The sequence below is a fragment of the Vibrio sp. 1562 genome, assembly GCF_033340155.1.
Classification (GTDB): domain Bacteria; phylum Pseudomonadota; class Gammaproteobacteria; order Enterobacterales; family Vibrionaceae; genus Vibrio; species Vibrio alginolyticus.
Window position 1 is genome coordinate 74,394 of record NZ_JAWOVY010000019.1, and the last position, 21,326, is coordinate 95,719.

Here is a 21,326-nt window from a genome sequence, read left to right on the forward strand (position 1 = left end):
AATTAAAGCGTTTTTAATTCGTGCATTATTTGCAATTCACTGATGCAATTTGAACCATAAAAAATTGAAATTAATTTTGTAAAATCCATTTCCCATCACATAAAGAATAAAAACTAAATAAGGAATTGTGCAGTGGATCTCGCAAGCCAACTTGAATTACTACTGGATGTCTCTGAATACGGAACTTTTGCTAAAGCTGCTGACAGAAATCATATAGATCGTTCAGCTTTGTCAAAACAGATCAAAAAGCTAGAGGATGAATTGGGCTTACGGCTGTTAAACCGTTCCACGCGTTCGTTATCCCTGACCAATGCAGGTGTTGAGATGGTGGCGCAAGCCAAGAAAGTAAGAGAGGTTCTAACCGAAACTCGTAGTATTGCTGCTACATTTCAGGATGAACCGAAGGGTAACTTGAAAATATCAAGCTCCACTTTCTTTGGCAGAGCATACTTAAATCAGGCAGTTAAAGAGTTTATAAAACAGTACCCAAACATTACTGTAGAGCTGCTGCTCGATGATAATCGAGTCGATGTTATCCACGAAGGTTTTGACGTTGTGTTTCGTATCGGACCAATCCGAGAGTCCAACATGATAGTACGTAAGTTGGCAAGCAATAATATGGCACTGGTTGCATCAAAGAGTTTTATTGACAAGTATGGAACTCCGAGCTCTCCAGAAGAGCTTATAAAAATGCCAGCAGTAATATACTCTAATGCTAACTTTAAGGCAGATAAGCTACGTATAGCGCCAAGCCAGTCATCAAGCGACGTTAGAACGTATAATATCAATGGGCAGTACTTCGTGAATGAAACTGAGTTAATGCTCGATGCCGTAAAATCTGATCTAGGGTATGCTTTAATAGGGCAGTTCTTTCTTCAGGAGAGTTTGAGTAAACAAGATCTTGTACAGTTGCTTCCTGATTATAATCTTCCCGCAATAGGGGAAATATATGCAATGTATACTCACCGAAATCAACAACCATTAGCCAAACTATTCATTGATACTGTTCAAAAAATAATAGGAACGCCTCCTGTTTGGATGGATTATCTCGACTAATATGAGTACTAGGACATAATGTTTTAGATTGAGGGCTTGTTTATATTTATCCATAGAATATGGTTGAATTTGCACTTTAAAAATAATTGCCACTGTTCATAATTTCACTCGATTCAAACAACACAAGTAGTGGTAATTAAATGAAAATGACAAGAACGTCGATCGCAATCGCAGCACTTTTTTCTGCAAGTGCTGCAAATTCAGCCGTAGTTTATGAAGATCAAGAATCAGTATTAAATATTCATGGACGAGCGCAAGGGATGTATTATTTCTCTGATGATAAAAATGCAGACGGAGATAATAGCTACATTCGTGTAGGACTTGCAGGTGAGTCTAAAATAAATGAAGATCTTTATGCATTCGGCTTATATGAGTTGGAATTTAAGTCTAATCGCAGAGATGCTGATGGGATTGAAGATGATGAATTTGATATCCGAAAAGGCTATGTAGGAGTTGGTGCAGATTACGGAACAGTAAGTTATGGACGTCAATACGGTGCGGTCACTTTAGTATCTGACTACACGGATATTTTCCCGGAGTTTGGTAATGAAGCTGCTGGCGTAAGTGCGGATCTATATGGTACCGGTCGCTCCGATTCAGTATTTAAGCTAACGACAAGCTACGAAGGTTTGAATATTCATGTTAGCTATCAGGCTGAAAACGATGAAGTGTCAACAGATGCAGCCTCTTATGGTGCGGCGGCTGACTACAAGTTGCCATATGGCTTCAAAGTTGCGCTTGGTTACAACGAAGGTGAAGGGCAATCGGGTGCAGAAGATGCAGAGCTGCTAACGGGTGCTATTGCATTTGAATACGACAAGTTTTATGCCTCTGTTTTATACAGTGATGGTGAAAACTGGGCTAAAGATGGTTCTGAAAGTAATATTGATTACACCGGTATTGAAGCAGTTGCCACTTATGAAATAACAGATAAGCTTTGGGCACTAGTTGGCTATAACAATCTAGAGCGTGATGATGAAGATGTCGTCGATTACTACTCACTAGGTGCAGAGTACGATTTGACTTCTAATTTTAAAGCACTAGCAGAATACAGAATTACAGATGTAGACAATGAAGACGATATTCTTGCAATAGCTGCGAGATATTCATTCTAAAAAATTAATAAATCTAAAAAGCCTGAAACTATTTTCAGGCTTTTTTATTTATCGGTGTAATTTCATAAGTGCTGATTTTCATCCATATATAATGGATTATATTGATCGTTACTTGTTTAAGTGTTTTGAATATAATGGTTTTGTTAGCTAGTCCACTGCTAGTTTTCATTTTCATATTTTTTGAATGATGTATTTTTTCTTTGGCAACAAGAAGTGTCTTGTTGCCTTTTTTTATTTTCACGCTTTATGGTTAATTAAAACAAAAAGAGTTTTTTATATATTGCTATAAACGAGAAAAATGTAACGACAATTGTCGATCTTAGATTTAGTTAATCTTCATAGAAAATTTAACTCAATTTCAAGGGTCTTTTTCATTTAAGTGATGTGGAATCCATATGGCGAACCAAGTGAATGATAAAGTGCCAAACGACGAAATGTATCTCAATGAAGATTGGAAAAATGATTTTTATGTAAACGATAGATGTAGGGATTGATACTGTTTATGTAAGGAGAGAGCGATTTATGAAAAGCAGTCGTTTCAATGTGATTAGACACCTTTACTTTCTTAAAATAGGAAGGGCTCTAAGAAAGTAAAGGTGCAGATGATTTTTTAGTTTTTACCGCCGTCACTTGTTCTGAAGTGATAATCGAAGTTTATGATTGCACGATATTTAACTTCATCACGGTTAAGTGCGTATTCTTCAACTCTCACCTTACTATCATCGATTGCAATATCACGAGGGAAACCGCTTCCAATGATGTTTAGACGATTTCTAAGTTCATGTTTTGATAGCGTTTGGTATTCATCGACAAGATCAAACGCAGAGCTATAAGCGGCATCTTTTGTCGTAAAGTCATTGAGAACAACTTTGTTTGTAGAGTGTTCGACATGAATACCAGCAGTAGCAGATAAACTGAATAATAATAGTGATGAGAGCGTCATTAGTTTTTTCATATAGTCACCTTTTTATTTGTATTACAAAGTCAAGATGCCCAACGAATCCTTGTTAATATCTCTCGACAAAGGTGATAGTGCCATTATAGAAATGTGCTGTACATCACATTTGTGACCATTGACTATGGAAGAATTGTCAACAATAAAACTCAAGCACTTTTGACATTACGGTCAATGTGAAAAAGCGAATATCTGTATGGTTTCGTTAATAATTAAACCACTCTCGGAAACGCTGACTATTCAGTCAAAGCGTATGTTTCTTGTCGTTATAGTGACCTGCCTACAACTTAATCACTTAATGCATGCAATTCAATTGCAATGGCTTGGTATAGATTTTCATTCAGATCTTCCAGCTTAGTAACGATCCTACAAATTCTAGTGATTAAAAAGTCATTGTTTGTGGTTTTTTATTCTTTTGTCGTGTATAAAAAAACTTTACAACAAATGATAAAGGAATATCCATGAAAAAGTTATTGTGTTTTGCTGCACTGGGGTTAGCTGTTTCGACGACGGTTAATGCAGACCCAATTTTAGACGACATCAAAAGTACAGGGGAGCTAAAAGTCTGCTTTGATTCTGGGTATATGCCTTTTGAAATGACAGCAAAAAATGGGCAGTACATCGGGTTTGATATCGATTTGGGTAAGCAAATGGCGCGTGCCATGGATGTTAAGTTTGTGCCGGTAAACACTTCATGGGATGGCATTATCCCAACACTGTTGACTGGTAAGTGTCACATGATTATGGGCGGGATGACGATCACACCTATGCGAAATACTCAGGTGAATTTCGCTGATCCCTATGTGGTTATTGGCCAATCCATTCTCGTAGATCTCAAGCATGAAGGTAAAGTGTCTAGTTACCGTGATCTCAATAGTCCAGAATATGTTGTTGCAACTAAGCTTGGGACAACGGGTGAGCAAGCGGTAAAACGATACCTTCCGAAAGCTAAGATAAATCTATACGAAACTCAGTCTGAAGCGGTACTTGAGGTTGCCAACGGAAAGGTAGATGCGTTTGTTTATGACTTTCCTTACAACTCTATTTATGTGGCGGAAAACAAAGGGCAGTTAATGCACTTGGCTAAACCGTTTACTTACGAGCCTTTGGGTTGGGCTGTGCCGCAAGGAAATCCAGATACGCTCAACTTCTTAAACAACTATTTACGTCAAATTAAGGGCGATGGAACTTACGATCGCATTTACGATAAGTGGTTTAACGACGATAAATGGTTAAAGCAAGTCAAGTAATCATATTGTTATTGTAGAGGAGCGGTTAGCTTCTGGCTTGGTTCATCGCCAACCAAACGGTTCGCGCTGTGAAGCTAACGCTTTTCTTTATTCAAATACCCAACCAACTTTAATCAAAGTCATTCTCGGAATCACATGCAAAATAACTTTAAATCCCTATTGTGGAACGCTGTTTTTGTTCTTGTTTTGCTATCAATTTGCGGTCTTGTCTATCTGTCAGGTAAGCGAATCGATTACAGCTGGAATTGGGAGCGTGTCCTTCCTTATATTGCCACTAACGCTGCTTCATCCATTACCGCGCCTGTCGATGGGAACATCATTCTCGACGAGAATAACCAACTGGCTCTGGAGAGTATTCATGGTGATATTGTTCTTGAACTAAGCCAATATAAGTCTGTCGACGTCTATGAAGGTGATCTTATTTTTGAAGGAGATACCTTAGCAACTATAAAAGAGTGGCGCTCTGGCCCAATTTTAGATGGTGTTGTGACGACCATTAAAATCTCACTCTGGTCACTTATCATTGCTCTAGCGTTGGGCTTAGTTGTCGGACTAATGCGTATATCCAGCAATCCGGCATTAAAAAAGCTGGCGCTTGTGTATGTCGAGGTTATTCGTGGAACGCCTCTTTTAGTACAGATTTTTATCGTTTACTTCTTTATTGGTACTGTGCTTGACCTTGAGCGTTTTACTGCGGGAGTGATAGCGCTCTCCGTGTTTACCGCCGCTTACGTCGCAGAAATTGTGCGGTCAGGAATCCAGTCAATCCCAAGAGGACAAATGGAAGCGGCGCGTTCACTAGGAATGAATTATCCCAAAGCGATGATTTATGTCATTTTACCTCAAGCGTTTAAGCAGACATTACCTCCCTTAGCCGGGCAGTTTATCAACCTGATAAAAGATTCCTCACTTGTCTCCGTGATTTCGATTACTGATCTGACAAAAGCGGGCAGGGAAGTCGTAAGTGGTAGTTTTGCCCCATTTGAAGTTTGGTTTACCGTAGCGGCCCTTTATTTGCTTCTGACTAGTACCTTATCTTGGGCAATACAAACGTTAGAAAAAAAATTGGCAGCAAGTGATTAATGGTGGAGTCATTAATGGAATACATTATTTCAGCAAAAACAATTAATAAAATTTACCCTAATGGCTGCCATGCGCTCAAGGACGTATCGGTAAATGTAGAAAAAGGGGAAGTGATTGTCATCGTAGGACCGTCAGGTTCTGGTAAGTCAACATTCTTACGGACGATCAATCAATTAGAGACAATAAATAGTGGGTCTATTATCGTAGATGGTATCGATATGTACCACAAATCTACGGATATCAATAAACTACGCGCTGATGTGGGCATGGTATTTCAAGGCTTCAACCTTTTTCCACATAAAACGGCGATAGAGAACGTCATGTTAGCACCTTTAAAGGTTTCTAAACGTGACCCTGAATCGGTGAAGAAAGAAGCAAAAGATTTGCTTTATAAAGTCGGTCTGTCGGAGAGAATGGATAATTATCCTAATCATTTATCAGGCGGACAGCAGCAACGCGTTGCGATCGCTCGTGCGTTAGCAATGAAGCCCAACATTATGTTGTTTGATGAACCCACATCAGCACTAGACCCTGAAATGGTTGGAGAAGTTCTTGATGTGATGAAAGATTTGGCCAAGGACGGAATGACCATGGTCGTGGTTACTCATGAAATGGGTTTCGCAAAAGAGGTCGCTGATAGGGTGTTGTTTATGGAAGATGGTGAGCTTTTGGTTTCTGACTCTCCTGAGCGATTTTTTGATAACCCCTCCAATCCTAGATTGCAGAAATTTTTATCTAAGGTCTTATAATAAAAAGAAAATTTGATTGAGGGTTAGCCCCTCAATCACTTCATGCACTATTGTGGCTCGTAACGCCCGCCTCGCCGAGAGACATAGATAATGGGCTTTTTACTCGAAGTTAATGGCGATAATATTATCTTGGTCCGAATGAAAGGTCTGGTAAATACTAGAGTGTTTAATCAGCCATTAAGTCTTTGTTCACTTTAAACATAACAATTTCATTTTGAATTGATAAAAATTGTGTTTGAATAGAGCTTATGGATGTTTGGCGGTATGGATGTCTAAATGAAGAAAGTAACAATTTTAGATGGTGGCATGGGGCGAGAGTTGAAACGTATTGGCGCCCCTTTTTCTCAGCCGCTTTGGAGTGCACAAGCGCTAATTGAATCACCACAATATGTAAAAATGGCCCATGAGAATTTCATAGACGCTGGCGCTGAGATTATCACTGTTAACAGTTATGCATGTGTTCCATTTCACTTAGGAGAGGAACTCTATGCAAAGCAAGGGGCTGAGTTAGCAAAATCTGCAGCCAAAATTGCCAGAGATGTAGTCACCAGCTCTAACGATAGAGTGCTCGTTGCGGGGTCTCTTCCTCCTGTAATGGGGTCTTACAGGCCTGAATTATTCGAGCCGAAAAGGGCACTGGAAGTGGCTTCTGAGTTATTTGAAGCTCAAGATCAATATGTTGATATTTGGTTAGCTGAGACCGTGTCTAGCCTTGCTGAAGTTGAAATTCTATCAATAATTTTAGCCAAAACAGATAAGCCCAATTATCTTGCTTTCACCTTAATGGATGACCCTAACTCTTTGCCTCGCCTTCGCTCAGGGGAATCTCTTAAAGTCGCGGTTAATACGCTGTTGAAAACAAATGTTTCAGGTATCTTTTTCAATTGCTCTATTCCTGAAGTTGTCGAGCAAGCGATCATTGATACACAAGCAGTATTGAGTGAGTCAGGTAGAGAATTGACGATAGGTGTTTTCGCAAATAGCTTTGCTCCGATAAAGCAAGCGCACCAAGCCAACGAGACCATTCAGGAAGTTCGTCATTTCTCTCCGACTGAATATCTTGAGTATGCTAAAAAGTGGCATGTGCAGGGAGCAAGCATTATTGGTGGTTGCTGTGGGATTGAACCACGTCATATTAAATTGCTAGCGGCTTGGAGAGACACTCTCGAAAACGCCTAATTTTGGTGAAGTGCAGGGAAGCATGACAAGAGATTTTGTTTTTCATTCATCGTTATAGATAAAATAAAAGTCTTTCGTATCTGGCAAAGTAACAAGATGCTTTAACTTGCTCATTACTTTGCCAGTGTGCCTCGAGATCTTTATTAATTATTTTTGGTTCAGATTAACGACAATCTTTCCAACTGTTCTCTGATTTCGCATGTCCAAGAGTGCGTTACCTACATCCTCTAAGCCGATGATCTTCAGTTTCGGTACTTCCAATTCTCCATTTTCTAATAGCTCAGACACTTCCTTTCCGGCATTAACGATACTTGCAAACCCTCTCTCGCCAAAGACATGACCAGAGCCCAAACTTATTTGGTGGAAGCCCAAGCCTTTTAAGAAGGCATCTGGATATTGAGAAGGGTCGACAGTCTTGACGAGCTCCACCATTTCTCCCTCAAAGGTTAACACCGAGGCTGCAATTCGGTCGTTATCACCGCCTACACAATCGAGTGCAACCTCAACGCCATGATTTCCGGTAATGTCCATTACTCGCTGAACTACATCTTCATGATGATAATCAATCATATGGGTTGCTCCTAACGAGGACAAATATGCGTGATTAGCTTCTGAACTAGTAGCAATGATCTGTTCAACACCAAATGTCTTTGCTAACTGAATAGCAAAGCTTCCAACGCCACCAGCACCTCCGGCGATAAAAATGCTGCTTCGATTTGAAATATCGAGCTTGTCTACCAAAGCGCGATATGCGGTCCAGGCTGCGCAAGGTGTAGATGCTGCCACTTCAACCGAAACCTGAGGGTGCTTTATGAGCGTTCTTGAATCATGGATAGCAAATTCAGCGAATCCACCGTGATGGCGTCTCATGTTTCCGTGATACAACACTTTATCGCCAACCTTCCAATCAACGACCGCATCGCCTACAGAGACTATTTCTCCTGATACGTCTAACCCGCCAACAAAATTGTTACCCATGTTAGTGACCATGTCTGACCAATAATGAATTTTTGCATCGACAGGGTTCAAACCAACAGCGTTAACTTTAACCAATACATCAAATTGGGTTTCTAGTTTTGGTGTAGGTAATTCGGATAAAGAGAAAGTATCGTTATCTCGTTGGTAAGTTATCGCTCTCATAGGTTTTCCTTATTATTAAGAATGGTCGAAAGTCATACTAACTCAGAGGGTAGTACTGTAATAATTATGGTTTTTTCTTATTTTGATAATTTTAGGTTATGTTTGATAAAAAGGATTCGAGATGCTCTGAAATTATCATCGACAACCAGTCTGCATAGCTAATGACATGTAACTTTATGATAAGTAATGACTAGTTTTATTATTCCATTTTTATGGAAATATTTTGTTGATCTTTTGTTTTGTGATTCTATGATTCCAGAAATATCGAAATAAAGGCTTATCTATCAGGTAAGCTTGTTAGCGAAAAATGACGAGGAGAGTAAATGTGAATACAGAAATTATAACTATGGCTAAAGAAGCGCTGGATATGTTTGCGTTTCTAGCAACCGAACTTATCATCTTATTTCTGGCAATTAGCTACATTGTCGGTGTGTTGCAAGATTTTCTAACGCCAGAAAAAATTCAATCTATTCTCAGCTCGAAAAAGGGTAAAGGTTACTTCATTGCTGCGTTGCTAGGTTCGATTACGCCTTTCTGTTCGTGTTCGACCATTCCTTTCTTAAAAGGCTTGTTGCGTGCAAGAGCAGGTTTTGGACCTATGATGGTGTTCCTATTTGCAAGCCCGTTGCTTAACCCAGTGATTATTGGCTTGTTTGTAGTGACTTTTGGTTGGAAAGTTGCGGTATTTTACTTTGCTATCGCGATGTCAGTATCAGTGGTAGCAGGCTATGTACTTGAAAAACTAGGGTTTGAACGTTACGTCAAACCAGAAGCATATCAAGCGGTAGGTTCTTCTTCGTGCGGTACTTCTTGTGGCGATTCAAGCAAGAAAAAAGAAGAAGCGAGACCAGCATCAAGCTGTGATACCAGCGCCTGCAATGAACCTACGCCAGTTGCGGCGAAAACATCTTGCTGTGGTGATGCACCAAAACCTGAACCTAAAGTGGAAGTGTCTTGCTGTTCATCAGACGGTAGTGCAACAGCGACAGTCGTGGAAGAGAAAGAACCTAGCCGCTGGGCACGTATTTGGCAATCAACTTGGAAAGACTTTAAGCAAGTGTTCCCTTATCTCATGATGGGCATTGCGATTGGTTCATTTATCTATGGCTTCATCCCGACGGAGTTCATTGCGGAGTTCGCTGGTGAAGCGAAGTGGTACGCGATTCCGGTCGCAGCAATCATTGGTATTCCATTGTACATCCGTGCAGAGGCGGTCATTCCACTTAGCGCGGCACTAGTACAAAAAGGTATGGCTCTTGGATCTGTTATGGCGCTTATTATTGGTAGTGCTGGCGCAAGTCTTACAGAAGTGATTTTGTTGAAATCAATTTTTAAGAACCAAATGATCGCTGCCTTCCTAATCGTTATCTTAACGATGGCCATGGGAGCGGGTTACTTATATACGTGGGCTTTTTTATAAAAATAACCCTCGGGCGACTGCTCGAGGGCTCTGTTTTTGTCGCCATATAGGGAAAGGGAAGTTTCCTATACCGCGCAGGCTATAAAAAAATAGCGAGGTTACTCGTAAATACTATAGGAGAAATATTTGCTGGCGATGGTTTTATGCTTACCGCTCTGGATCAATTTTTGTATTCCGCTATCGAGTAATGCTTTTAATTCTTTGTCTTGTTTTCTCACTGCTACGCCAATGCCACGGCCGAACCACTTTTCCTCTGTAAACGCTGGTCCAGTAAAGTGATAGCCTTCACCTTGTGCAGTTTCAAGAAAACCAGCACTTAAACCGATTGAGCCGCCAAATACAGCATCTAACCGTCCATTGAGTAGATCGGTAAATGCCTCATCGAACGTACCATAACGACGAATATCAATATCTGGATACAAGGCAGAAAGGTACTTATCACCAATTGTGGCTCTTTGAACTCCAATAGATAAACGATTTAGGCTGCCGTCATCCATGTTGATTTCTCTATCATTTTTCATTACAAAACGAGTCGGTACTTTTGCATAAGGGACGGTGAAATCGACTTTCTTTTCTCGTTCTTCTGTGATTGTCATTGCAGCAATAATCGCATCGTTCTTGCGACTAAGGAGAGAAGGGATGATGCCATCCCAATCCATTTTTGAGATAACGCACTTTACTTCTAACTCTTTGCATAACGCGTTAGCGAGGTCGACTTCAAACCCTTCTAGCTTTCCCTCTTTTGTCGTCCAGCTAAATGGGGGGTAAGCCCCTTCAACAGTGAAGCGAATTTGTTTCCACTCTTTCGCATGGCTGAAAACTGAAAATAAGCTAATAAACAATACGACTATCCATTTCATAAACGTTTCCTTGTAACTATTTGGAAACCAATGTTTAACACAAAGTAAGCAAATATCAATGAAAGTGCATATATGTGTGACCTTTCGCCCGCATTGTGTGAGCGAAAGGTTTTGCGTGTATTACAGCTTATCTTCAATAGTTACGAGGGGAACTCTCGTTGAGACAGCGTGAAGTGCAATGTTGTGAATCATTTCATCGACCGTGGTACAGCTATCGATTAAGATCGAAACATCATACTTGTCCGCAGATTTTGAGATAGCTGTATGTGTCACGCAGTTTTGTGTCATCATTCCGCATACAAGTAACTCCGTTACATTTTTGCTTGCCAATACTTCTTCTAAACGTGTTCCTTCAAAGCTATCTGCGAAGTGCTTTACCACGATTTCGGAATTCGGTGCTAAAGCAAGAACTTCTGGGTGAATATTGGCACCGTCGCTGCCTTCATTGAAGAATGGGGCAATGCCCATGTCAGGATCGGCAATATGCTGAATATGAATCACAGGAATGTTTTGCTCATTGGCTTTAGTTATTGCTCTCTTAACATTGTCTAAAGTCGATTCTGTATTCCATAAAGGAAACTTTCCTTCCGTGAAATAGTCGTTTTGCAAATCAATTACAAGTAGGGCTTTTTGAGTCATTTTCTTTTCCTTTTATTGAGGATCATTGCGGTACGAATAATATAAAGACTTTTAGCCACCTTCTTTAGAGTCTAAAATGACACAAAAGAGTCAAAACGCGACACTTGAAGATAAATGAAAATAGCACTCGTTAATTACCCAGATAGCTCGCAAGCCTCCGTATATGGTTTAAGCGAACTCTTCGAGATGGCAAACCGTGCGGCGGCTAAATTGGGCGTTGATGTGCACTTTGAAGTAGAGATATTGGATCACTGGTCAAACACGCACTTCGATGTGAAAACAGCGGTAATGATTCCGCCTAGCGGCGCTGGTCAATATTACTTAGAACCAGAGCCAGAGCTACTCGACTGGTTAAATGTCCAATATAGTAAAGGTGCGATTTTAGCCTCCGCCTGCGCTGGTACTTTTATTCTTGCTCAAACCCAGTTGTTGACCAATAAGTCTTGTACGACACACTGGGGCTTGGCTCCTTCATTAGCGAGTCAGTTTCCCGATATCCACGTAAGACAAGAAGCCATCCTTATTAACGAAGGAACGATCATTACGGCTGGGGGTATGATGTCATGGGTGGATTTAGGTTTGGAGCTGGTTTCCTTATTTGCGTCACCGGCAGTAATGCGCCTGTTAGGAAAAATGTTGGTTATTGATACTGGTCCGAGAGAGCAACGCTTTTATCAACAGTTTACTCCAAACTTCCAACATGGTGATGAGGTAATTGTTCAAATACAGCACTATATAAACGATCATTATCAAGGAAAACTGAGCAATAAAGAGCTTGCAGAGTTGAGTTGTTTAACAGAAAGGACATTGCAGCGACGCTTTAAAAAGGCGACAGGTTTCAATGTTAACCAATACATACAAAGCTTAAGAGTACAAAAAGCTTGTGATTTACTTGAGTCGACAACCCTAACATTTGACGCAATATCATTTAGAGTGGGTTACCAAGATGTGAGCGCGTTCAGGAAAATATTTAATAGAATCGTAGGTTTAACACCGAAGTCGTTCAGATCTCGGTTCTGTTCATGAACGCCAGAAGTAAGATAATGTTGGTATTAAACATTTATAACTCAGAAGCAAACACCGCATATTTTTACAAGCTGGCTTAGCGTGATGAAAAGGGATAACAAGCTAAGCCAACCGTAGCGCACTCCTAATTACTGAACATTTTGTAGAATGCTTAAAGGGTTCTCAAATTACAATGACTTGTATAGGTCGTTGTTAATCACAAAAGCTATGTGATTTCCAAAACCAGTTTCCCAATATGTTGCTTGCGTGAAAATACTTCTTGCGCTTGACCTATCTGGTTCAAGGGAAATGACTCCGCGACTAAGGGACGAATTGCGTTCTGTTCGATATAGCGAACCAAGTTACCGAATACTTCTGGTGCCAAAACGGTACAACCAAATAACGTTAGGTCTTTAAGGTAAAGAGTTCTTACATCCAGCTCGACAATTGGGCCGCCTATGGCGCCGGAAACAGCGTATCTTGATCCTGGCTTTAGTACCTGAAGAAATTGTGGCCACTGCTCTCCTGCGACCAAATCAATCACTACGTCAACGCTGTTTTCTCCGAGAGTCGCTGTTAAATTTGCATCGCGAGGGATAACTTGGTTTGCTCCTAATGCCGTGATCTGTTCTTTCTTTTCTGGGCTGGCGATAGCAATGACGTATGCTCCACGCGCCTTCGCCAGTTGGATTGCGGCAGAGCCAACACCGCCGGATGCCCCTGAAATCAGTACGGTATCGCTCGCTGTGACATTAGAGCGGACAAGCATGTTCTCGGCAGTTGAATAAGAACAAGGGAAGGAGGCCAAATCGATATCCGATAAACTACTATTCACAGCATATGCATGTTTACTGTCAACAACAGTGAACTGAGCAAAGCCACCATCACATTCTGAACCGAAGTACCAAGGCGAGCTAAGTGCTTGACTGTTGAAGCGCGTAATACATGGTTCGATGAGCACACGCTGACCGATTCGTGATGGGCAGATATTCTCACCAACAGCGACGATGGTACCGCATACATCGGCACCTTGGATTCGAGGGAGAGATAGCGCGTCTCCTGACCAACTTGCATCCATGCTATTGGCGTCATTTTTAGAATACCATGCTGTTCGGGTATTGATGTCGGTGTTATTGACTCCGGCGGCGGCAACTTGGATCAATACATCATCAGGCGAGGGGACTGGCACAGGTATATCATCGCGGTAACGAAGCATATCTGGCCCACCATGACCGATAAGTTGGACGCCTTTCATGACTTTCGGGATTGTGGTCATTGATTGTTCTCCTTCATTAGTTCTAGCAGAGTGTGTTCAGCGGATGCAAAGGCAGCGTGACCGAGAACCGGCCATGCGTTGGATAGACCTTCATGTAACAAGAAGAGTGTGGTTGCGAGGTCTTCTCGCTGACTTAGTTGGACCATAAGCTGACGAACCGCCAATTTGTGTTGTTTTACTGCTTGATTAATAGATAGATTTTCTGGATAGGCTGCTAATGCATTGATGGACATGCAGCCATTCGGTGCAAACTCCTTCATCCAATCCTCGAGGCGAGTGAATAGGTGTAATACAGCCGGTGTTCCATTGGCAGGGGCGTCTTCGAGCAAAAAACTCAAATACCTTTGATGGCGATGCTCGAGAGCTGCAACAATCATCGCTTCCTTGGAGGGGTAGTATTTGTACAGGGTTCTCAGGCTGACTTCGCAGGCGTTTTTGAGTTGGGGTACGCTAGGCTCGGCGAAGCCATACTGACTGAATGCTTTTTCTAGGCTTGCTGCGATTTTTTCTTTCACTATTTGATACACCAGGTAGAACGTTTGTTTTACCTAAGGGTAGAATAAACTTTCTACCTCAGTCAATGGTGTATTTAAACTCTGTATTGAAAGCCCGACGTAATGCCGGGCTAATTTAAGTGATTTTTACAGATTCGGAACGTGAATCAGTGTGCCGTTGCGTGCTGTTCTCCACGCTTGTCTAGCATTCCGCTGAAACGGGTTAGTAGTAGAGCACCTAATACTACGATCGCGCCAATCCAAGGTGTGTGCATCAGCCCAGCATTGGCCACGATAAGGCCACCGCCCCAAGAACCCAGTGCAATACCTACGTTAAATGCAGCAATGTTGAGACCAGAAGCGACGTCGACTGCATCAGGTGAATATTTCTCTGCTAGTTTGACAACATAAACTTGAAGTCCTGGAACGTTACCAAAGGCAAAGGCACCCCAGACAAGAATGGTCACTACTGCAGAAATTGGATTAAATGCTGTGACACTAAACACGAGCAATACCACAATTAGGCCCGAGAAAATCGCTGTCAGAGCTTTGATTGGCCCCATAGAGTCGGCCATCTTTCCGCCCCAGATGTTGCCGAATGCGACTGATACACCATAAACCAACATAATTAGGCTGATAGCGCTAGAGCCAAACCCCGAAACTTCTTCCAAAATAGGAGCCAAGTAAGTGAAGGCTGTGAACGTACCACCGTAACCGAGCGCGGTGATTGCGTACACCAAAAGTAGACGAGGTTGAGTCAAGACTTTTACTTGCGATGACAGCTTGGTTGCTGGTGGTTGTTTCAGATTACTCGGCACTAGCAGAGCGCTTCCTATCAGTGCGATGATTCCAAGGATCGCGACGATTAGGAAGGTTGCCTGCCAACCAAATGTCTGGCCAATCCAGGTGCCAAGTGGCACGCCCGTCACTAGAGCTACGGTCAGACCGGTAAACATAATAGCAATTGCGCTAGCGGCTTTTTCTTTTGACACTAGGCCAGTGGCGATAGTCGAGCCGATCGAAAAGAACACACCGTGTGCAAGCCCGGTCAGTATCCTTGCTGTGACTAGAGTGTTGTATCCAGGTGCTTGCCAGGCTAACAGATTGCCAAGAACAAACAGTGCCATAACAGAAAGCAGAACGTACTTTCTTTTCCAGTTACCAGTCAGCGCTGTTAAAACGGGAGCACCAACCGCGACACCAAGTGCGTACAGGCTAACTAAAAGACCCGCTGAAGGTAATGATACGTTGAGGTCGGAGGCCATAGTCGGTATCAGACCGACAATTACAAACTCCGTGGTTCCAATAGCAAAGGCGCTAAGCGTCAATGCAAGTAAAGCTAAAGGCATAACAACTCTCTTATAATCATTGAATATGAATGGATAAACGAATAGCCCGTTTCCATGCCGTGTATTATTAAAGAGTTATTCGTTGCGAAAAATGGTGTTTATTACAAAATACTTTTGCTATAAATGATGGAAATGCGCAATTAAGAAAGGGGATGAAATGTTAACCCGATCAGATGAATTAGAGATTCTTATGGCAGTTGTGGATAGTGGTGGATTTTCTTCCGCTGCTGATGCACTAGGTATTCAAGTCGCTAGGGTATCTCGTGCGGTTAGTAAAGTTGAATCACAGTTGGGGGTAACCTTGCTGAATCGCACGACACGCAGAGTGGAAGTTACTGAGGAAGGGCATCAGTTTGTTGAAGCGGTTCGCTTAGGTTTACTACAAATACAGCAAGCTGAAGAAGAGATCATCACACGAGGTGAATTACCCAAGGGGCGCTTAAGAGTTGATGCCGCTAGCCCATTTGTTTTACATCAACTCGTGCCGTTAATTCAGCCATTTAAAGAGGCTTATCCTGATATTCAACTCGATCTTACCTCTAATGAGGGTTTTGTGGATCTATTGGAAAAAAGAACCGATGTGGCAATACGTATTGGACGATTATCGGATTCAACACTGCATGCTAAACCTTTAGGAACAAGCCCACTATTTATCGTTGCCACGCCTGGTTATTTATCTAAACGAGGTTTCCCTGAAGCGGTGAGCGATTTGCGCAGTCATAACTTGATCGGTTTTTCTGGCGCTAAAGTGTTAAATCAGTGGCCATTACGAGGGTTTGAGATGATAGAGCCTGATATCCTATCCAGCAGTGGTGAAACGGTTAGACAGTTAGTGCTGGCAGGGAACGGCATTGCATGTTTATCTGGCTTTATGGTGAAAGATGATCTTGATTCTGGACGGTTAGTGGCATTGTTTGAATCGGAAAAAATCACAAATACTGGACGAGAACAGGTCAATGCTGTCTTCTACAAATCTTCTTCAGTCTCTAAACGTATTTCCGCGTTCATCGACTTTATTCAACCAAGACTTACTTTAAAATAACTCTATTATTGTTGTTTTAACAAAAGATTTTTGTCGTTATTGCAGCTTTTGTTTTTCCAAGTGCCAAGCCTAGCGTGCCACCCCTTAGTAAGGTGGCACATATTTTTATTTGATCTTAGTTAAAGCGTGGCAACACGTACTGAGCGATCTGTTCCATTGATTTCTCAATTGGTTGGCTATTACGACGGAAATGCAACCCGATGTGATTGACTCCTGCTTCTTGCATTTTTTCTAGCTCATCGCTCAAGCCATTGACTCCGGCCCGGATACCAAAGTGATGCCGAACGACTGGTGCATTTGGGTTATCGACTAAATCAAGATGAATAAAGCTGGCGTAGGGTTTGTTTCCCGCTACGGAGCGCCAAAGTACAACGCGGTGTTCATGATCATCAGGTGTGCCTGGGTAGGCGAGCCAGCCGTCTAGGTTTTCTCCTATCCATTGTGGACTTTGCTGCGCTAACCCTGCGACATAGATAGGAATATCAGCAAACTCGGGTAATAACTGTAGATCGTTACCCAGCTTATCATTTTGCGTATCTTTCAAAATCTCTACACTTTCTCGAAAAGCCGAGCCACGGCTGTCAAAGTTAGCGTTAAAAACGGGATATTCACTAGGACGGTCTCCACTAGCCACACCGAGTATCAGGCGGTCACCACTTAACTCGTTGATGGTCGCAGCGGCTTTTTTCACTAGCCAAGGTTGTCTTAACGGTAATACTATCGCTGCTGTCCCTAGTAGAATGTTGTCGGTGCACGCAGAGAGATAGCCAAGATAACTGAACGGTTCATAAATTTGTGCCGCGTCTCCAAAGTTAGGGTCGTACAACGGGACATCTCTCACCCACGCTACGTTAAAGCCTAACTTATCGGCTAACATAATACGCTGTTTATGTGCACTCATGTCTGGTACGCCGAACGGTTTTCGTTGGAGCAGGCGTTTTTTCTGGCCTTCTTGGGTCCAGTCATTATCTAGGGGGAGCTCAACCCCGATGGTGAATCTGTTACTTAAATCTTTATGCATTATGAATCCTGACTATTACTGTGAGTACTAGGAGGCAAGGTGCCTCCCTGATATTCAGGACACTATGAGATTTTTGTTGTGAGAAAAAGCGGCAAAAAGACAAAAGTGTTTTGCCACAAACAGCGGTGGTCTTTAAAGGAACTGGTGGTTCTCTACCTTGATTTCTTGCTTGATGAAGTCAATAAAAGAGCTGATCCGGCGTGAGGTACTGGCATTTTTGTAATACACCGCATGAACGGGCTGTTCGACATTATGCGTGTGTTCACTAAGCACGCCCACTAAGCGACCAGCTTGTCGGTCAGAGTAGGTCATAAAGTCAGACAGGCAAGCTATCCCCGCACCATGTAAGGCTAAACACCTTAGCGTCTCGCCATTATCAGATCTTAGGCTACTCATAATACGCAGAAGTTTGTTCTTATCATCCATGATCGGCCATTCCTTAAGATACTCCGGCTTGTTGAATCCAAGTAGCTTGTGATTGAGTAACTGATCTATTGAGGTTGGAGTACCATGTTGTCTTAAATACTCTGGACTCGCGACGATTCGAATCCGACTTTTACCAAGAAATATCGCGCGCATGGTTGAGTTTTGTAGCTCACCGATACGAAAAGCAATATCGGTTTTTGTTCCCAAAAGGCTAATATTTTCCTCATTGGAATTGAGATCGATTTCGACTTCTGGATACAAGCTCTGATATTTAGCAATGTGCGGCGTTAGTACGTGCAGTAAGAAGGGGGTAGCTGCGTTTATTCGTAGGAGGCCAGAGGGCTTATATTTCTGGCTTTTCAGTTGTGCTTCGGCATTCTCTACTGCTTCTACAATATGTCTGACTTTATCGAGGTATATCGTTCCTTCATTAGTAACATCTAACTTACGGGTTGTGCGATTTAACAAAGTCGTTTCGAGTTTGGCTTCTAGCCGAGATACCGATCGACTCACCGCCGAGACGGTCATCGATAACAGTTCAGCCGCAGAGCTGATTGAACCCGTATCGACCACGGCCATAAAGGTGCGCATTTCATCTAGAGTAGCTTTCATTGTTGAATATATTTCAAATTAGATTTGAGTATTGTTAACTTTACGGAAAGTTTCTTGCGGCGTAAAGTTTTGCTTCGAATCAACTATAAAATCGATAATTCAGGAGATTTAGATGAAAGTACCATCATTTGGCGTCGGCACGTTTCGTTTAGAGGGTGAAGTAGTTAAGGATTCAGTCCGTAATGCGTTAGAAGTGGGTTACCGCGTAATTGATACTGCACAGATTTACGGTAATGAGGCAGAAATCGGTGAAGTATTGACACAGTCCGGTATTGCACGTGATGAGCTATTCATTACGACCAAGATCTGGGTTGATAACATGAACACGGAACAACTCATTCCAAGTCTAAAAGAGAGCTTAGAAAAGCTAAATACAGATTATGTGGATTTGACCTTGATCCACTGGCCTGGCAATAACAATAACTTGAGCGAATACATGGCTTCATTACTTGAAGCTAAATCGCAAGGGTTAACCCGTAATATTGGCGTCTCCAACTTTAATATTGACTTGTTGCAACAAGCGATAGAAGTGGTCGGTAAAGAGAATATTGTTACTAACCAAATCGAGCTTAGCCCTTATTTGCAAAATCGTAAGTTGGTCAGCTTCATGCAGGAAAACGATATTCAGGTAACGTCTTACATGACCTTGGCATATGGGAAAGTACTTGGGGACCCAACTATTGCAGGTATTGCTGAGGACTATCAGGCCACGCCAGCTCAAGTCGCGCTTGCTTGGGCGCTGTCAAAAGGTTACGCGGTGATCCCGTCTTCAACTAAACGAGAGAATTTGGCAAGTAACCTGAAAGCACTTGAACTTAATCTGAGTGAAGAGGCGATTGCTAAGATAGATGCGTTGGAAAGAAATGGCCGCGAAGTAAACCCTGAAGGGCTAGCGCCTGAGTGGGATGATTGAGTGAGTTTCACGGGAAATCATTGCCTAAATGACACCTCTGCAATCGCTGACTTCCTCAGCGTTTGACGGTAGTACAACACCATAGACGATAACGGCTCGCTTGTCTGACGATAGTGCGAGCTTTTATCTTTTTGGCCTATTAGTTTACTGTATTCTCCCGGCCTTCAATTTGGCCGGGAGACGTCATTTAGAGATCAGTTACCATTCGATTGTAGAGCCATCAAATACGCGGAAGCTTCCGGATAGCTCAAGTGTTAGTTGTTCTGCGACCGAAACAATGCCTGCAACACTTTCCTCGGCAGAAAAGGTTGCGTCCTCACCGCCCATATCGGTTTTTACCCAGCCGGGATGAACTGCGACAGTTTTTACTCCTTGCGATTCGAGATTGCGTGCTGCTGATACTAGAACCTGATTAAGCGCTGCTTTAGATGCTCGATAACTGTACATGTTACCTGAACTGTTATCGCTTAAACTCGCAACTCGGGTTGAGATTCCCACGATGGTTTTGTGCTGACTTTTCGCAACGTTGTCTTGTAGTGCTTGAATTAGCAGGGCAGGTGCGACGGTATTTATGTTTAGTACTTCTAGCCATTTTTTCTGGGTCATTTCGCCAAGCGTTGCACACTCTTCGCCTAATACACCTGCATTCAGAATTAAATGATCGAGCGGACGATCCGCTAATCGAGTGGCTAACTGATCGATATCTTGTTGGTTAGTGACGTCTAGAGCCATCAGTTGAAGTTGATTAGATTGGGTTACTAGTTCATTGAGCTGCTTAGCATTTTCTGGTGAACGACAAGTTGCGATAACTTGCCAACCTTTTCCAAGGTAGTGGCGGACAAATTGCAAGCCTAAGCCACGGTTAGCGCCAGTGATTAATACAGTAGACATCGCTTCTCCTACGTTGTTGAGTTGAACAACGACCATATTAGAGGCGACGTATAAGCATGTAATCAAAACAGTATAAAAATGGCCTAGGATTCGACACTGTCAAATCTTAAAGTTTGAGAAAGATGCTGGCAAAGTGTTTTAGCCTAGTGACCGTCAGTTCGGAGGCAGCACCGCTGACACCCGCAACAGCAACGACCTTACCATCCAAGTAAAGGGGGATCGCTAAGCAATTGAGGTTTGGCTCTGCCTCTTCTAAATCGAGTGCGTAACCTGATAATACAACCTGATTAAGTTCAGTTTCTAACGTGGGGAATATTTGGCTTTCAAGGCGCAATGTTCGACGAAGCTCATCATCAAAACTAATAAAAACTTTGCCGATCGCAGATGTTGTGAGTCCTTCTCGTTTCCCTCTCGGGCTGCGGATAGTAAGAGGGTTATCCTGCTCTATAGCATCGATATACAAGTACTCTTTAGCGCCACTTTGTACAGCGAGGTAAGCTGTGTTGTTAGTCATTTGGGCCATTTTTTCAGCAATGGAACAAAATGTTGTCGGATAGCTTCGTTTTTTTGTTCAATCGGCTTAGACAGTTCATAGCATCTAAACCCTAGGCTGTAGCTATGGTTGTGTTTGGATACATATCCAAGAGAGTGTAGAGTCGCAAGTAACCCGTGAACAGTCGTCTTATTTAACTGGATCGCATTACTGATCGTCTGTAATGATAGGGGAGACTCACTCATCGAGAGCAACTCGAGGATTAGAAAACCTCGCTCTAGAGACTGAATGTTTTTTCTTGCCTTGGGCACAAAGACTCCTTGATGATGGTGTTGCATCTGAATGGCTTACTGATGCT

At 42.3% G+C, this 21,326-nt stretch carries 20 protein-coding genes and 1 pseudogene; 10 read left to right on the forward strand and 11 right to left on the reverse strand.

Going from position 1 to position 21,326, the window contains the following annotated elements:
- The first annotated feature begins 132 nt into the window (after positions 1–132).
- Both R7Z49_RS17975 and R7Z49_RS17980 read left to right on the forward strand, forming a co-directional pair.
- Positions 133–1,056 (forward strand): LysR family transcriptional regulator, encoded by a 924-nt coding sequence (locus R7Z49_RS17975; RefSeq protein WP_017821684.1) that lies wholly within the window; start codon positions 133–135, stop codon positions 1,054–1,056.
- Positions 1,057–1,196: 140 nt separating this feature from the next.
- The gene (locus tag R7Z49_RS17980) at positions 1,197–2,171 is read left to right on the forward strand and encodes a porin (RefSeq protein ID WP_025768142.1); all 975 of its coding nucleotides are present in this window, start codon (positions 1,197–1,199) and stop codon (positions 2,169–2,171) included.
- Positions 2,172–2,781: 610 nt separating this feature from the next.
- On the opposite strand, the gene R7Z49_RS17985 is transcribed toward R7Z49_RS17980, so the two are convergent.
- Complete coding sequence (locus R7Z49_RS17985; protein ID WP_005377323.1) at positions 2,782–3,126, reverse strand: DUF3316 domain-containing protein; 345 nt, start codon at positions 3,124–3,126, stop codon at positions 2,782–2,784.
- A 461-nt stretch (positions 3,127–3,587) separates the two neighbouring features.
- Between R7Z49_RS17985 and R7Z49_RS17990 the strand changes: the two genes are divergently transcribed.
- From R7Z49_RS17990 to R7Z49_RS18005, 4 genes are all read left to right on the forward strand, one after another.
- Complete coding sequence (locus R7Z49_RS17990) at positions 3,588–4,376, forward strand: transporter substrate-binding domain-containing protein (protein ID WP_005377324.1); 789 nt, start codon at positions 3,588–3,590, stop codon at positions 4,374–4,376.
- Positions 4,377–4,511: 135 nt separating this feature from the next.
- On the forward strand, positions 4,512–5,459 hold the full coding sequence (locus R7Z49_RS17995; RefSeq protein WP_005377325.1) for an amino acid ABC transporter permease: 948 nt from the start codon (positions 4,512–4,514) through the stop codon (positions 5,457–5,459).
- 14 nt (positions 5,460–5,473) lie between these two features.
- On the forward strand, positions 5,474–6,208 hold the full coding sequence (locus R7Z49_RS18000; protein ID WP_005377326.1) for an amino acid ABC transporter ATP-binding protein: 735 nt from the start codon (positions 5,474–5,476) through the stop codon (positions 6,206–6,208).
- Positions 6,209–6,484: 276 nt separating this feature from the next.
- On the forward strand, positions 6,485–7,387 hold the full coding sequence (locus R7Z49_RS18005) for a homocysteine S-methyltransferase family protein (protein ID WP_206970878.1): 903 nt from the start codon (positions 6,485–6,487) through the stop codon (positions 7,385–7,387).
- A 147-nt stretch (positions 7,388–7,534) separates the two neighbouring features.
- Here R7Z49_RS18005 and R7Z49_RS18010 read toward each other — a convergent pair whose 3' ends face one another.
- A complete protein-coding gene (locus R7Z49_RS18010; protein WP_222712543.1) occupies positions 7,535–8,527 on the reverse strand; it encodes a zinc-binding dehydrogenase in 993 nt (330 codons plus the stop codon).
- A 346-nt stretch (positions 8,528–8,873) separates the two neighbouring features.
- Here R7Z49_RS18010 and R7Z49_RS18015 point away from each other — a divergent pair, with 346 nt between their 5' ends.
- The gene (locus tag R7Z49_RS18015) at positions 8,874–9,947 is read left to right on the forward strand and encodes a permease (RefSeq protein WP_250156594.1); all 1,074 of its coding nucleotides are present in this window, start codon (positions 8,874–8,876) and stop codon (positions 9,945–9,947) included.
- Between the two features lie 98 nt (positions 9,948–10,045).
- Here the strand turns inward: R7Z49_RS18015 and R7Z49_RS18020 are convergent, their stop codons facing one another.
- Complete coding sequence (locus tag R7Z49_RS18020) at positions 10,046–10,807, reverse strand: transporter substrate-binding domain-containing protein (RefSeq protein ID WP_005388903.1); 762 nt, start codon at positions 10,805–10,807, stop codon at positions 10,046–10,048.
- Between the two features lie 120 nt (positions 10,808–10,927).
- Positions 10,928–11,446, reverse strand: coding sequence for a cysteine hydrolase family protein (locus tag R7Z49_RS18025; RefSeq protein WP_318111884.1), 519 nt, complete (start codon positions 11,444–11,446; stop codon positions 10,928–10,930).
- A gap of 114 nt (positions 11,447–11,560) precedes the next feature.
- Here R7Z49_RS18025 and R7Z49_RS18030 point away from each other — a divergent pair, with 114 nt between their 5' ends.
- Positions 11,561–12,472 carry a GlxA family transcriptional regulator gene (locus R7Z49_RS18030; protein WP_318111885.1) on the forward strand — a complete coding sequence of 304 codons (912 nt, stop codon included), beginning with the start codon at positions 11,561–11,563 and terminating at the stop codon, positions 12,470–12,472.
- 205 nt (positions 12,473–12,677) lie between these two features.
- Here the strand turns inward: R7Z49_RS18030 and R7Z49_RS18035 are convergent, their stop codons facing one another.
- The 3 genes from R7Z49_RS18035 to R7Z49_RS18045 form a co-directional block, all read right to left on the reverse strand.
- Positions 12,678–13,727: an alcohol dehydrogenase family protein gene (locus tag R7Z49_RS18035; RefSeq protein WP_258489141.1), complete on the reverse strand. Its 1,050-nt coding sequence runs from the start codon at positions 13,725–13,727 to the stop codon at positions 12,678–12,680.
- On the reverse strand, positions 13,724–14,245 hold the full coding sequence (locus R7Z49_RS18040) for a TetR/AcrR family transcriptional regulator (protein ID WP_031777252.1): 522 nt from the start codon (positions 14,243–14,245) through the stop codon (positions 13,724–13,726). Before R7Z49_RS18040 ends, R7Z49_RS18035 begins: the two co-directional genes overlap by 4 nt.
- A 143-nt stretch (positions 14,246–14,388) precedes the next feature.
- Positions 14,389–15,570, reverse strand: a complete 1,182-nt coding sequence (locus tag R7Z49_RS18045) for an MFS transporter (protein ID WP_017635963.1) — start codon at positions 15,568–15,570, stop codon at positions 14,389–14,391.
- 157 nt (positions 15,571–15,727) lie between these two features.
- On the opposite strand from R7Z49_RS18045, the gene R7Z49_RS18050 reads away from it, so the two are divergent.
- Positions 15,728–16,612 (forward strand): LysR family transcriptional regulator, encoded by an 885-nt coding sequence (locus tag R7Z49_RS18050; RefSeq protein ID WP_005377338.1) that lies wholly within the window; start codon positions 15,728–15,730, stop codon positions 16,610–16,612.
- A gap of 115 nt (positions 16,613–16,727) precedes the next feature.
- Here the strand turns inward: R7Z49_RS18050 and R7Z49_RS18055 are convergent, their stop codons facing one another.
- Positions 16,728–17,633: a TIGR03571 family LLM class oxidoreductase gene (locus tag R7Z49_RS18055; protein ID WP_047102674.1), complete on the reverse strand. Its 906-nt coding sequence runs from the start codon at positions 17,631–17,633 to the stop codon at positions 16,728–16,730.
- 132 nt (positions 17,634–17,765) lie between these two features.
- Positions 17,766–18,671, reverse strand: coding sequence for a LysR family transcriptional regulator (locus R7Z49_RS18060; RefSeq protein ID WP_005377343.1), 906 nt, complete (start codon positions 18,669–18,671; stop codon positions 17,766–17,768).
- A 112-nt stretch (positions 18,672–18,783) separates the two neighbouring features.
- Between R7Z49_RS18060 and dkgB the strand changes: the two genes are divergently transcribed.
- Positions 18,784–19,584, forward strand: a complete 801-nt coding sequence (dkgB, locus tag R7Z49_RS18065) for a 2,5-didehydrogluconate reductase DkgB (RefSeq protein WP_047102673.1) — start codon at positions 18,784–18,786, stop codon at positions 19,582–19,584.
- Positions 19,585–19,782: 198 nt separating this feature from the next.
- On the opposite strand, the gene R7Z49_RS18070 is transcribed toward dkgB, so the two are convergent.
- Positions 19,783–20,475: an SDR family oxidoreductase gene (locus R7Z49_RS18070; RefSeq protein ID WP_258469884.1), complete on the reverse strand. Its 693-nt coding sequence runs from the start codon at positions 20,473–20,475 to the stop codon at positions 19,783–19,785.
- 106 nt (positions 20,476–20,581) lie between these two features.
- Positions 20,582–21,279 (reverse strand): annotated as a pseudogene (locus tag R7Z49_RS18075) (IclR family transcriptional regulator).
- Between the last annotated feature and the right edge of the window lie 47 nt (positions 21,280–21,326).